The following is a 12,498-nucleotide window of genomic DNA, read 5'->3' on the forward strand; positions in this document are numbered from 1 at the left end:
ATCATACGGTTCCCTCTAGGCTGCGGCCTTCGCTTCCGCGGCATCCAGCGCTGCCGCAAGGCGCGCTTCCTCGCCATAATAGCGGGCGCGATCCCAGAATGCGGGGCGGCCGATCCCGGTGGAGCGATGGCGGCCCAGCAACTTTCCGCCGGCATCCTCTCCCAGGATGTCGTAGACGAAGAGATCCTGGGTGGTGACGACGTCGCCCTCCATCCCCAGCACTTCGGTGATGTGGGTGATGCGGCGCGAGCCGTCGCGCAGGCGCGCAGCCTGCACGACCACATCCACCGAGGAAACGATCATCTCGCGTATGGTCTTGGGAGGCAGCGTGAAGCCACCCATGGTGATCATGGATTCGAGCCGCGAGATCGCCTCGCGCGGCGAGTTTGCATGCAGTGTTCCCATCGAGCCGTCATGGCCCGTGTTCATGGCCTGCAGGAGGTCGAAGGCTTCGGGCCCACGCACCTCGCCGACGATGATGCGCTCCGGCCGCATGCGCAGGCAGTTTTTCACCAGGCTGCGCATGGTGATCTCGCCTTGCCCTTCGATGTTGGGCGGGCGCGTTTCCAGGCGAACGACGTGCGGCTGCTGGAGCTGGAGCTCGGCCGCATCCTCACAGGTGATGATGCGCTCACCATCGTCGATGTAGCCGGTGAGGCAGTTGAGCAGCGTCGTCTTACCCGAGCCCGTTCCGCCCGATATGAGCACGTTGCAGCGGACGCGGCCGATGATCCTCAGGATCTCCGCGCCCTCCGGCGTGATCGAGCCGAATTTCACCAGCTGGTCGAGGGTGAGCTTGTCCTTCTTGAACTTGCGGATCGTCAGGCTGGGGCCGTCGATCGCCAGCGGCGGGGCGATGACGTTGACACGCGAGCCGTCCGCCAGGCGCGCGTCGCAGATCGGGCTCGACTCGTCGACGCGGCGGCCGACTTGGCTGACGATCCTCTGACAGATGTTCAGGAGCTGCTCGTTGTCGCGGAAGCGGATGCCGGTCTTCTGGATATGGCCGTCCACCTCTATGAAGACCTGGTCCGCGCCGTTGACCATGATGTCGGCAATGTCGTCGCGCTTCAGCAGCGGCTCCAAAGGGCCGTAGCCGAGGATGTCGTCGCAGATGTCGTTGAGCAGCCCGTCCTGTTCGGATTGAGAAAGGCCGGCCTTCTTGGCAGCGACGATGTCGTTGACGATCGCACCGATTTCCTTGCGTGCCCGAGCCTCCTCCATCGTCGACAGGGCGGAGACATCGATGGCGGCGATGAGCGCGCTGAAGACGTCCTTTTTCAGGTCGTAGTAGTGGTTCAGCTTTGCGGCCAAAACGGGTGCGGGGGCCGGCGCGGCATGTTCCTGCGGAGGCGCTGGCTCCGGCGCAGCGGGCGGCAGCGCTTGGATTTCAACTGACTGCAGCTGTGCAGCGGATTTCCTGCCGATCATTGCTCTTGCCCTGAACGTTCCGCGACTGGCGCTTACAGAAAAGGGGGGCTTTTCACCCCCCAACTTTCGTTGTTCTGGAAAGCCGGAGGCCCCTTACGTGGTGGGGGGATTCAGCTTGTTAGCAATATGCTCGAACACGTTGTTTACGTCCGTGCCGACAAGGCCGACGGCGGTGATGATGGCCACGGCGATCAGGCCGGCGATCAGACCGTATTCGATAGCGGTCGCGCCGGACTCGTTTCTGACGAAGCGGGTGACGAGGTTCTTCATGGTTCGATCCTTTGTTGGGTTGCGAGGTTGTGCCGACACCATCGAGGATCGGCGTCACAGGCGGGTCATCGTTTTCTCCGGACCCACGCTCTGTGTAGGCGTGATATAGCTGTGTTAACGGTTTTGCTCCATTCAGCCTGATGGCCGACCGCTCCCGCACCACCCTCGGCCACATGGCCTAATTCGCTTGCCCGGGTTGGGGGCACCAAGAACGTCAGCCCGCGGGAATGCGCCTGGAAACGCTGAGGGCAAACGGACTGTCGCTCACCCCCGGAACGAGGAAGGTGAACGGGTAACGGATCGACAGCGTGCGGTATTGCACCCCGTCGACTGTTTCGGTCTCGACCGTAACCTGCAGCAGGTTCCCATCCCCGCCGAACGCGCCCCGGACCGCGCCGTCAAGCGCGACGGTAGCCTCGCTCAACGAGGCGTCGAGGGGTATCTGACCGATCAGCACCTTGCGCGCTGCGACATCCGCGGCGTAGGCGAGGTCGTTGCGCACGAAGAATGCGCGGCCGAACTCCACGACGCCGAGGCAGAGCAGGAGCAAGGGCAAGCAGACGATCGCAAACTCGACGGCCGCGGCCCCCGACTGAGACTTTGCAAGCTGACTGAGCGGGTACCGGATGGGACTCATTGAACCTGGATCTGCGCGGATGAGCTCAGCCGGAAGTCCGCCAGTATCTCCGGCAGGGACATGGCGTCATAGGTCTTGGAAGCTTCCAGGCGGTAGAAAACGAAGGGCGATGCCGAACTCACGCACGACGCTGTACAGGCGGGTGCATCGACCGGCGATATGTCGGCCTCTTCCGGGCATGCGCAATAGCGCTTGACCATGTCGAAGGCGATCCCTGCCGGCGCACCGGTCTGCCCGAGGGACGCCTGCATGACCTTGTAGACCTCTCCTTCGCCCGGATCGGACATGGCGGCCTGCGCGCCGGCACGCAGTGCATGGTCGATCGCCATGCGCTCGTGCAGCGCAAGGCCCACGTCCGCCATCGCCACCAGGGAAAAGGCCAGCACCGGCGCAACCAGCGCGAATTCGACGGCCGAGACACCGCTTTCGGAGGTGGCCAGTTCCGCTGCCTTGCCTTTCCCGACCATCAGCCCGTTCTGCCAGCGCCGGAACCTTCCGAAAAGGGCCTGTAGCTGGAATTTCTTGCCGCTTTTCTTGTCGCGCTGGCCGCTCACGCGCCAGGCAAGCTCGCTCATGGCGCGCGCGGCTTTCGAGCCTCGCGCCACCTTCGTCACCATGCGGCCCTCATTGGCAGCCTTGCCGAACGCCTGTGGATCGAAGGGGATCGTCACCCATTGCTCCACGCCAACCGCTGCAGCGAAATCCTTCAGCTTGATCTCGGGCATCTTCGGCGTGCCCACACGATTGAGGACAAGCCTCGGGGGTGGATCGTTCGGCCGCGCCTTCTTCAGATGCTCGATGATGTTCTTGGCATTGCGCATGCTCGCCAGATCGGGCGTTGCGGTGACGACGATCTCGTCCGCACTTAGCAGCGCCTTCTTCGTCCATGGGGTCCAAAGATGCGGGATATCGAGAACGAGATGCCACGAACTTGACCTGGCGACGTCCAGCAGCCGATCGACGTCCTCTTCCTTCAAGTTGAAGGATCGGTCGAAGGCGGCGTTGACGGGAAGCAGGTGCAAACGCTCGGAGTGCTTGACCGCTATGCGCTTGATGAGCACCTCGTCGACGCGGTTTACGCCTTCGATGATCTCCACCATTCCTTGCGGCGAGTCGATGTCGAAATCCAGCCCGACGGTGCCGAACTGCAGATCGAGATCGGCGACAAGCACATCCGCATCCGACCGGTCCACCATGGCCGCGGCCACGTTATGGGCGATCGTCGAGGAGCCGGAGCCGCCCTTGGCGCCGATGAAGGCGATGATGCGCCCCAGCTTTTCCTCGACCGAGCTGCGAAAGCACCGCGACACGGCCTCGACGAACGCCATGGGCGCAACGGGCGCAACGAGGTAGTCGTCCACGCCCGCCTCGGTCAGCTCGCGGTAGAGATTTACGTCGTTGGAAGAGCCGATCACGATCACCTTCGTGCCGGCGATGCATTCCAGCGCCAGCGCTTCGAGCTCTTCCTTGAGCTTCGATTTGTCCTCATGGCATTCCACGACGACGAGATTCGGCGATGGCGTTCCCCGGTAGAAGGAGGCCGCCTGCATCATGCCTCCTTGCCTGACCGAGACGCTGGCGCGTGCCATCCGCCGGTCGAGCGCGCCGGTGCGGATCGCGTCAGCCAGATCCGCGGAGGTGCAGAAGGCGGTGATGTCGACCTTCGGAATCGTGTGCAAGACGTGTGGCGCGTCCATGAGGTTCATATCCCGTTTTTCAACTGAGGTCTGCGTCATGCCGGCCTCTTAGCTGCCTTCACGGTTTGAGGAGGGTACCTCCACCGTCCTGAAGGTGTTGCCGACGAAAATCCGGATGTCTCTGGTACGGCTTTTCTCGGTGATGGTTTTGGCAGGCTCGGCCTCGTCGGAGGCGGCGCGTAGGGCAAGCGAAATGGAGCCTGACGCTTCCGCCGCGGTGATCACGGGTATCTGCTGCGGGTCCACTTCAAGGGTCGCGGTCTTGCCGACGACGGGTGCTCCGTCGCTCACTTCCGACGCTGTTTGGTCGACCGCAAGAACCCGGATATTGGAGAGGATCGTCCGGCTCGATACCCGCTCCTCGCCGGATTGCCCCGACTTCACCGCGGTGTGGATCAGATCCACGCGGTCGTTCGGCAGGATGAAGCCTCCCGCGGTGCTCTCGGCGGTAACGCGCACGGCAATCGCCCGCTTTCCCGACGGAAGCTGGCCGGACAGGAAACCGGCGCCCGGCTGCGCCAGCCGGTCGTCCCGTATGGGTTCGCCGGCCACGAAGCCACCGCGCACGAGCGAGCCCTTGAGCACCTCCGGTGCGTCGGGCCGCGCGGAACGGCTCACGAAAACGGCGGGGACATCTCCCGCCGTCCACGGCTGCCAGTGCAGGTCGGCTTCCTTAAGAGTGATGCCGTGCGCGAGATCGGAGGCTGCGACGAGCACTTCCTCCTCGGGGGGCGAAGGCGGCGCGGCCAAGCTGTTGGCGGCCGCCGTCTGCTCTCCGGCTGCACCCATGGCCAGCCATGCGGCAACGCCGCCGGAGCTTAGTGCCAGAAGGAGAATGAGGATACGGAACATCGCTTTTCTCTCACTAGATTACGGCTGTGAAGAACGGGCTCTCGGGCAGAAGCAGGAGTGCCGCTGCGGAAAGCGCCACGCCATAGGGAACGCCGGAGGACGCCTCATGAAGCCGCCCCGTCCATTCCGTCTGCCGCAGAAAGGCTGGCAGTGGCACCCGCCGAAACTGGATCAGCGCCAAAGTGAGCAACGCGCCGGCTGCCGAGACGCAGAGGAGATAGGTGAACGCCTGGTCCGCACCGAGCCACAGGACAGCTACTGCGGCGAGCTTCGCATCGCCGCCGCCGATCCAGCCGGAGGCAAAAAGCAGGAAGGTTCCCGCAAGAACCATGGTTGCGGCCGCCACGGCCGACAGCATCCCATCGAGCCCGACGCCCGCAACCGGTGCGAACACCGCATATGCGCCGGCAAGCAGCAGCACGAGCCGGTTCGTGATCGTCATCGTCGCGACGTCCCTCAGGCCGGCATAGGTCATGCCGGCGGCGAAAAGGAAGAGCGCGGCCCAGGCCGCGGCGTTGGAGATCATTTCAGGCTCCCGGTGGCGTTCAAGCGGCGGGCGGCACGGTCATCGGTGGAGCGCCGCCCAACTGCCGGGCAATTTGATGCCTCGCTGCCGGAAACACCATTCAGCCTGATGGCCTAGCGCCATGTGCCGGTGTGCCGGCGGGACTAGGCTATGTGGCTGAATCGAGCGTGGTCGTCCAAACAGCTATATCGGCGATAGTCACGCCAATGCTGGAAAACATGATGAGTCCGCGTTCCCAACCCCCGAGGCACCAAAGCCCGTCAGGCATCCTCCGCGCCTTGACCAAGGACGAAAGAGGTGCGGTAGCCGTCATCGCGGCCATCGTCTTTCCCGTCGTTATCGGCGCAATGGGGCTCGGCACCGAAACCGGCTATTGGTTTCTCGAGCAGCGGAAGCTGCAGCACGCGGCCGACGTGGCCGTCTATGCGGCGGCCGTCCGCTATCGCGCCGGCGATGCCCAGGCCGGGGTGGAGACGGCCGCCCTCAGGACGGCGAGCGGTACGGGCTACCAGTCCGATATTGGCACCATCTCGGTCGATCCGCTGTCCGGCTCGACGGCGATGAGCGGCAAGATTGCTGTTGAATTGACCGAGACGCATGCACGGCTTTTCTCCTCGATCTTCTCCAGCGAGCCGCTGATGCTTGCCGCACGTGCCGTCGCCGAACTGAAGGGCGGCTCGAAGGCGTGCGTGCTTGCGCTTTCAAGCTCGGCCTCGGGGGCCGTCACCGTGACGGGATCGACCGACGTGGAGCTTTCGGAGTGCAGTGTCGCATCGAATTCGAATGCGTCGGACGCGTTTCTGATGAAAAACGGCAGCGCGCTTATGTCGACCGATTGCATATACACCGTCGGTGGCGCGATCACGACGTCGGGGCTCACCTTGACCGGCTGCAGCCAACCCGCGACCTCCGCCCCGCCTGTTCCCGACCCCTTCGCCGGCGTTACCGAGCCGGACGATATGCAGATCGATCAGCTTCCTTGCCGTTCACTGTCCCATATCTCGGCGTTACCCTATTCCTTCGACACCCTTCCAAGCGGCGAGAAGGCGCTGCGCTTCTGTGGAGGATTGGATATCAAGGGCAGCATCACGCTCGCGCCCGGCCTCTACATCATCGACGGGGGCGAACTTAAAGTGACCGCCGGGGCGTCGCTTACCGGTAGCGGAGTGACGTTTCTTCTTACCAATTCGGCAAGGGCGAACCTCACCGGAAACTCGGACATCACGCTCTCCGCTCCCACGTCCGGGCCCTATGCCGGTTTGCTTCTGTTCGGAAGCCGCCATGGGACGGGAGTGGGGCACGTTGTGACGGGCAACACGGAGTGGAGCCTTCAGGGAACCGTATACACGCCGACAGGGGCCATCGATTTCACGGGCAACTCCACTGTGAGCGGTGGATGCCTGCAGATCGTCGCCGACCGCGTCACCTTTACCGGCAATTCCACGATGGAAACCTGCGCGGACGAAACGAACGAGATCGTCATCGGACAGTCGATCGCGATCGTGGAGTGAGGCCGCTCTCGCTTCCGTGAGAATCCGCGTGCTCGCTGCGATCTCCCCGCAACAAATACGAATAGCGGCCTACGTCCAATCCCGGCTCATGCCACCGGCGTGTCGATCTCAAGTGCGGCGAGCACCGCATCGACCTGTGCCACGGACTCAGGGCGGGCATCACCGGAATTGGCGAACCACGGGCGATTTTCCGTATCGAGGATGCGCTCGGGATCGTTCTCCGCCGTGGCCTGGAACTGGCTGATGTCCCCGTCGATCTCGTCAAGCGTATGATGCAGGTTGTCGCGCAGGGCGGCGAGCTTTGCCGAGCCGTCTTCGCCGTTGGCGATCGAATTGACCCATTCCACCGTCTGTTCGGGGGTGAGGCCCTGCAATTGGCCATAACGCATCAAGAGGGGAACCGGGCTGTAGCCTTCGCCGCTCTGGTCGATCAGCGCCTGGGCAGCCTCCTCGTTGAAGCCGGCATGCTCGAGAAAGGCGGCCGTGGTGTCGGTCTCGAAGCGGCTGGTCTCCTGGGCGTTCTGGATTGCGTCCCAGCCAAGGAGACTGAGCGTAGCCAAGCCGGCTATGGTGAAGCCGAGCGGCCCGGAAACGCTGGATGCGCCGAACACTGCCCAAGTGACGCCGCCGGCTATCGCCGTGTTGAGGCCGGCGCCGAGAATATCGCCGTCCCCTAGCCGCCTGAGCGCGTCGACGCCGGCAAGGCCGGCGCCCAGCATGTGGACGAACTTGCCACCCAATTTCAGTCCGTTCGTGAGCGCCGATTCGTTCGACGTCAGCAGGGAGGTGACGAATTGCGCGCTGTCGATGCCCACGCGCGCCGAATCGACCACCACCTGCAGGCGGTTGCGAAGCGACGGGTCTTCTCCATACTGCTCGATGGCATTGGCAAGCCCGGCGCCCACGATCGTCAGTGCTGTGGTGCGGAAAAGGCGGTTGAACGGCGCATCGCGCACGACTTCATCGAACTTGTCCAGCGCATTGTTGAAGTTGCGCGTGACATCGATGCCGTATCTCTCGGCATTGAACTCGTCCGCATATTCCGGCACGAGATCCAGAAATACGTCGGCAATTTCATTGAGCTCTTGATTGGAGACACCGAGGAGGTCGGCAAGCTGCGGATTGTTGCGCAGGGCCTCTTCGAGCCGGTCGCGCGCGTCCTGAAGCGATGACGGATCGCTCGGGTCGATATCGCCGGCCGGCAGCATGACGTTTTCGCGCAAATAAGCGCCGACAAGATTGGTCGCCAGGGCACTGTCGCTGCCGGTGATCCCGAGATCGCTGAACAGCTGCAGCAGCTCCTCGCCGTTTTCTCCCTTCACAAGCTCGGGAATGTTCCGCAGGGCCATGGAAACCGCCAGCTGCGCGCTCTCGTCGTCCAAAAGGTCGGCGATGCGGTCCTGGTAGTCCGCCCGCACGTCCTCCGGCAGGTTCTGCAGCTGCTGAATTTGGCTCAAAAGGCTTTCGCCGTGCTCGGCCAGTTGCCCTTCTAGTTCCTGAAGCCGTTCTTCCCACTCCGGGCCCTTCTCCTCGACATAGTCCTGGATCGCCGCTTCCAGCTGCTCTTCGGTCATCGCGGCGCCTCCATTCATGATGAGGAAGCTCAATTCTTCGAGATGCTCGCCATATTCCTCTGCCACGTCGGCGAGGTCGTGATCGCGCTCGCCCTCGACAGTGTGGAAAATATCGTCCAGCACGCTGGGATCGACGCCTTCCATGGAGGCGATGGTCAGCGCATAGGCCGGGATCTTTTCTCCGTTGTCGACCGCCTCGTACATCGCCGCTCGCACGGCATCCATGTTGAAGAGGCCCATTTCCGCGAACTCGCTCATCGCGGCATCGCCCTCCGTCGTTCCCGCAACCCGGTCGAGGACGGTGATCAGCGATGTGGTGCCGTTAAAGCCTATCTCTACGCCGGCATAGCCGTTGTCGCGGAAGTGCTGCTGCGCTTCCTGTAGTCGCGGCACCATCGCCTCGACAAGCTCGGCGGCGATCTCGGGGTCGAGGTTCTCCGTCAACGTTTCGAGACGTTCCATGGATTGAGCGGTGAGGGCGGCGGGCATCTCCTCGCTGTTGTCGAGATCGCCGGTGAGCGGTTCCGCGGCCCAGTCGGCCGCGTTGTCGATGATCTCCTGCACGCCGGTCGACCTGTCGAGGGCGTCCTGAACCCGGCTCGAGGCATCCGCATAGGCGGTTTCCAAGGCCTGCAGAGCTTCGGCATGGTCGTCCGTATCGATTTCGGAAACGATCTCGTCGGCAACGTTATCGGCGATCTCGCGCACCTCGCTGGACTGGTCCAGTGCCCGTTGCACGGCTGGCGAAGCGTCCGCGTAGCGCTCCTCCAGGATCCGCAAGGCCTCGCCCGGGTCGCTTTCGGCTTGTGCCTCGGCGATGATGTCGCGTGCGGCGGCCTCGGACTCCACGCCCGTGTGGCCACTCTCGGAAAGTTGAATATTCGCCTCCTCCGCCGCCTGCTCGATGGCCATCTGCGCTGGCCCGGCATCCACCCAGTCGTGATCGTAGAGGCGTTGCAGCGCCGCTTGGCGGCTTTCAGGCGGCAGCGCGTCGACATACGCCTCGATGTCAGCGGCGATCTCCCCGATTTCCGCGTCCATATCGATGGCCGAGGGATCGTCGGCGTATTCGAGCATGTTGCCGCGCTCGCGGATGTTCTGAACGAAGCCTGCCTCGCCCTCGGGGACGCCGAGATCGTTGAGGGGGGTATTCGCGGCCTCCTCGGGGGACGTGTTGGGCAGGAAGACGACATCGCCCGGCCGGATGAGATCAGGGTTCTCCTCCACGATCCCCGCGTTGAGATCGAGAAGCTCCTCGTAGGAGACGTCGAACTCGTCGGCTATCTGCACTAGGCTATCGTTGTTTTCGACGATGATCAGGCGTTCTTCGCTTTCGTCGATCTCGCCCGAGCCGCCTGCGTCTCGGCGTGCTTGAAGCGCCTCCGCGATGGCGTCGCGAAAAGCCTCCTGCTGCGCCTTCGACAGGGACGTAATCCGTCCGTTTTCGCTGTATCGATAGAGTGCGTCGGTATCGATCCGAAAAGACATTTCAGCGTTACCCATCCAGCTTCAGAGAGACAGGCAACCACTTTGGCGTTCAATTCCGGCACGGGCTTAAAGGTTCTATTTCAGTTTTGTGAAAAGCGATTCGCTAACCGTCCATGGAGCCGAGCGCCTGCGCCCGGGCAGTGACGGTCGGTTGCGCACGCACGGACCGCGCCTGCGCGAGAAGCCCGTTGACTTCGTCGGTCGACAGCCCCGGCAGCGCCAAAGCGCGAGCTTCGTCCGCCCGCCCGAGAAGCCCGTAAACGAGGATGGCGTTGCGCTTGTGATGCAGACTTGCATTCTGGGCGGTCGCGATCTTTCGCGCCAGCGGAAGCGCTTGTCCGGGATCGTCGGCCAGGGCCATGGCCAGGGCCATGTTGATCTGGATATCCAGATCGTCCGGGGCAAGGGAAAGGGCGTGGGAAAAAGTTTGGAGCGCCGGCTGTGTCTGGCCGGCGAATGTCTGCGCGACGCCGAGCCGGTTGTAGGCCTGGCTCGTGTTGACGCTTCGGGTTCCTTCCGCGAGCGTGCGAATACCCGCCTCGGCGTCGCCCTGGTTGACAAGGACCCAGCCGAGACCGACCAGGGCCGGACCGAAATTGGGAGAGCGGGCAAGCGCGGTCCTGTAGGCCTTCGTCGCCTCGTCGGGATAGCCGGCGCGCATATAGGCGTCCCCCAACTCCACCAGGGCGTGTGCCGTCGCTCCGGGTGCCGAAGCGGCCTGCTCGTAGAGGGCGATGGCGGTGTCCGTGGCGCCTTGTTTCTCGAGATCCGCGGCAAGCCGAAGCAGGCGAGAGGAACTGCCTTCCTGCGCCGCCGATTCCAATGCATTTTCGTTTTGTGTTGTGGCACAACCCGAAAGCGCTACTATGGCCAGCGCAGCCAGACCAACCCTACATCGCATGCCAGACTCCCTCTCGCACCTGGCGGGGAAACGTTAGCAAGTCATAGGCGAGTCCGATGGCACAGGAAAGTGAAGAAAAGCAGCTTCCCGCCACCGAAAAGAAGCTTAGGGAGGCGCGGCGCAAGGGACAGGTCCCGCAAAGCAGGGATTTGGTAGCCGGTTTCTCCATTTTCGCCGTCCTGATATATTTACTGTTTGCTTGGCCAACCATTTCGGACAGGTTTTTTGAGATGGTGGAAGCGGTTGCCGACCGCCGGCATGCCGCCTTTACAGACGCCGGTGCCGTCGCCGTTCGTCAGGCCATTTCGACCATCTTGTGGATTGTCCTGCCGCTGGCGGGCATCATCGCCGCGGCTGCGGTCGTTTTCGGCGTCCTGTCGACCGGCGGGCCGGTCTTCTCCGTCGAGCCGCTCAAGCCGCGCTTCGAAAAGGTTAACCCCGTGCAGGGGTTCAAGCGGATTATGTCCCTGCGCAACGTCGTCGAGTTCGCAAAAAGCCTCCTCAAGCTCGTGTTTCTCGCGGGACTGCTTGCCGCCGTTCTGGTGGCCTGGCTTCAAACCTTGTTCGAGGCGCCCAGTTGCGGGCTGCCTTGCCTGAAAGGAACGGTTGTCGGGGTTCTGTCGCCTCTCGTGATCGCCGTTGCGCTGGCCTTTTTGCTGATCGGCCTGTCCGACGTCCCGATTCAACGTTGGCTCTTTCGGCGCGACATGCGCATGACCCGCACCGAGTTCAAGCGGGAGCGCAGGGACCTGGAAGGCGATCCGCTCATCCGCCAGGAATTGCGGCGCCAGCGGCGGGAAGCCGTCACCCGTTCGGTGAAGCGCGGGATCGAGCATGCCTCGCTCGTTATCCACGACGGCGGAAGGTCGGCGGGCTTGCGCTATGTAGCGGGTGAAACGCCCGTTCCCGTTATCGTGGCCATGGAGGAGGGCCCTGCGGCTGTGAGGCTTCTTTCCCAGGCCCGCGGGCACAGCTGCCCAGTCATTCAGGATGCGGCGCTGGCTGGCGCCATATTCGAGGGGGGACGCGTCGGCGAGGATCTCGATACGGATCTGTTCCCATTGATCGCGCGTCACCTGGTACGGCTGAACCTGGTGTGAAGATAACGGCGGTGGCCGGCGCGCCCCCGCCAGCTAAGCGGCCAAAAGGCCGCTATTGGCTCTGCATCTGCAGCGGGTCGGGCGGCGTTCCTGTGTCATGCGCACCGCCTAGAGCGTCCTCTTCGCCGTCGATGTAGCGGCGCGCGGCCCTCACGGTCGGCGCGGCAGGCGCCGGCCCGGGCCTCCGGCCCTCGATGAGATCGCGCTCACTCTCCACCATGCGCTGGAGGTTGTAGGCATTGGCACAGCCAGGAGGCAGGTGCGGTCCCAATTGCGGCACGACTGTCAGGTCGGTGGCGCCCCGCAAAGGCGGATTGTCGGCTGGCTCGCCCAAGCAAGCGTCCGGCACCAGAACCGAGCCGCCGCCCCCTTTCCCGATGTCGGTGTAGCTGTTGGTGGCCACATACCTGTAACCGGGAGAATGATCCGGCGGGGCGGCCACGCAGCCGGCTGCCGTCATGACGGACAGCAGCGTTGCTGCGCGAATGGCGTTGCAGGGGGGCATTGTGCG

Annotated in this window: 11 protein-coding genes; 2 read left to right on the plus strand and 9 right to left on the minus strand. The window is 63.5% G+C overall.

The features are described from left to right. Positions 1-15: 15 nt before the first annotated feature. The 6 genes from GPJ75_RS07805 to GPJ75_RS07830 all read right to left on the minus strand — a co-directional run bounded on the left by GPJ75_RS07805 (position 16) and on the right by GPJ75_RS07830 (position 5,413). Positions 16-1,431, minus strand: a complete 1,416-nt coding sequence (locus tag GPJ75_RS07805; protein ID WP_163266823.1) for a TadA family conjugal transfer-associated ATPase — start codon at positions 1,429-1,431, stop codon at positions 16-18. A gap of 93 nt (positions 1,432-1,524) precedes the next feature. Next, entirely contained in the window at positions 1,525-1,701 is a 177-nt protein-coding gene (locus tag GPJ75_RS07810) for a Flp family type IVb pilin (protein WP_163266825.1), read from the minus strand. Positions 1,702-1,915: 214 nt separating this feature from the next. Further along, complete coding sequence (locus tag GPJ75_RS07815; protein ID WP_163266827.1) at positions 1,916-2,338, minus strand: TadE/TadG family type IV pilus assembly protein; 423 nt, start codon at positions 2,336-2,338, stop codon at positions 1,916-1,918. Further along, positions 2,335-4,074: an AAA family ATPase gene (locus tag GPJ75_RS07820; RefSeq protein WP_205602491.1), complete on the minus strand. Its 1,740-nt coding sequence runs from the start codon at positions 4,072-4,074 to the stop codon at positions 2,335-2,337. Before GPJ75_RS07820 ends, GPJ75_RS07815 begins: the two co-directional genes overlap by 4 nt. Positions 4,075-4,083: 9 nt before the next feature. Beyond that, positions 4,084-4,887: a Flp pilus assembly protein CpaB gene (gene cpaB / locus GPJ75_RS07825; protein WP_163266829.1), complete on the minus strand. Its 804-nt coding sequence runs from the start codon at positions 4,885-4,887 to the stop codon at positions 4,084-4,086. Between the two features lie 13 nt (positions 4,888-4,900). Then, on the minus strand, positions 4,901-5,413 hold the full coding sequence (locus GPJ75_RS07830) for an A24 family peptidase (RefSeq protein ID WP_163266831.1): 513 nt from the start codon (positions 5,411-5,413) through the stop codon (positions 4,901-4,903). Positions 5,414-5,631: 218 nt separating this feature from the next. On the opposite strand from GPJ75_RS07830, the gene GPJ75_RS07835 reads away from it, so the two are divergent. Further along, positions 5,632-6,924 carry a TadE/TadG family type IV pilus assembly protein gene (locus GPJ75_RS07835; RefSeq protein ID WP_163266833.1) on the plus strand — a complete coding sequence of 431 codons (1,293 nt, stop codon included), beginning with the start codon at positions 5,632-5,634 and terminating at the stop codon, positions 6,922-6,924. 86 nt (positions 6,925-7,010) lie between these two features. Here GPJ75_RS07835 and GPJ75_RS07840 read toward each other — a convergent pair whose 3' ends face one another. Both GPJ75_RS07840 and GPJ75_RS07845 read right to left on the minus strand, forming a co-directional pair. Continuing rightward, a complete protein-coding gene (locus GPJ75_RS07840) occupies positions 7,011-9,986 on the minus strand; it encodes a LysM peptidoglycan-binding domain-containing protein (RefSeq protein ID WP_163266835.1) in 2,976 nt (991 codons plus the stop codon). A 103-nt stretch (positions 9,987-10,089) separates the two neighbouring features. After that, a complete protein-coding gene (locus tag GPJ75_RS07845; RefSeq protein WP_246248967.1) occupies positions 10,090-10,809 on the minus strand; it encodes a tetratricopeptide repeat protein in 720 nt (239 codons plus the stop codon). 134 nt (positions 10,810-10,943) lie between these two features. On the opposite strand from GPJ75_RS07845, the gene GPJ75_RS07850 reads away from it, so the two are divergent. Then, positions 10,944-11,987, plus strand: a complete 1,044-nt coding sequence (locus tag GPJ75_RS07850) for an EscU/YscU/HrcU family type III secretion system export apparatus switch protein (RefSeq protein ID WP_163266839.1) — start codon at positions 10,944-10,946, stop codon at positions 11,985-11,987. A 52-nt stretch (positions 11,988-12,039) separates the two neighbouring features. Here the strand turns inward: GPJ75_RS07850 and GPJ75_RS07855 are convergent, their stop codons facing one another. Further along, positions 12,040-12,492, minus strand: a complete 453-nt coding sequence (locus tag GPJ75_RS07855; protein ID WP_163266841.1) for a hypothetical protein — start codon at positions 12,490-12,492, stop codon at positions 12,040-12,042. Between the last annotated feature and the right edge of the window lie 6 nt (positions 12,493-12,498).

Origin of the sequence: Chelativorans alearensis, assembly GCF_010993735.1 — a bacterium.
Lineage (GTDB): Bacteria > Pseudomonadota > Alphaproteobacteria > Rhizobiales > Rhizobiaceae > Chelativorans > Chelativorans alearense.

Coding starts and splice junctions, on each gene's coding strand:
- GPJ75_RS07850 (WP_163266839.1), top strand. CDS start 10,944: ATGGCACAGGAAAGTGAAGAAAAGCAGCTTCCCGCCACCGAAAAGAAG.
- GPJ75_RS07855 (WP_163266841.1), bottom strand. CDS start 12,492: ATGCCCCCCTGCAACGCCATTCGCGCAGCAACGCTGCTGTCCGTCATG.
- GPJ75_RS07820 (WP_205602491.1), bottom strand. CDS start 4,074: ATGACGCAGACCTCAGTTGAAAAACGGGATATGAACCTCATGGACGCG.
- GPJ75_RS07830 (WP_163266831.1), bottom strand. CDS start 5,413: ATGATCTCCAACGCCGCGGCCTGGGCCGCGCTCTTCCTTTTCGCCGCC.
- GPJ75_RS07840 (WP_163266835.1), bottom strand. CDS start 9,986: ATGTCTTTTCGGATCGATACCGACGCACTCTATCGATACAGCGAAAAC.
- GPJ75_RS07815 (WP_163266827.1), bottom strand. CDS start 2,338: ATGAGTCCCATCCGGTACCCGCTCAGTCAGCTTGCAAAGTCTCAGTCG.
- GPJ75_RS07835 (WP_163266833.1), top strand. CDS start 5,632: ATGATGAGTCCGCGTTCCCAACCCCCGAGGCACCAAAGCCCGTCAGGC.
- GPJ75_RS07805 (WP_163266823.1), bottom strand. CDS start 1,431: ATGATCGGCAGGAAATCCGCTGCACAGCTGCAGTCAGTTGAAATCCAA.
- GPJ75_RS07810 (WP_163266825.1), bottom strand. CDS start 1,701: ATGAAGAACCTCGTCACCCGCTTCGTCAGAAACGAGTCCGGCGCGACC.
- cpaB (WP_163266829.1), bottom strand. CDS start 4,887: ATGTTCCGTATCCTCATTCTCCTTCTGGCACTAAGCTCCGGCGGCGTT.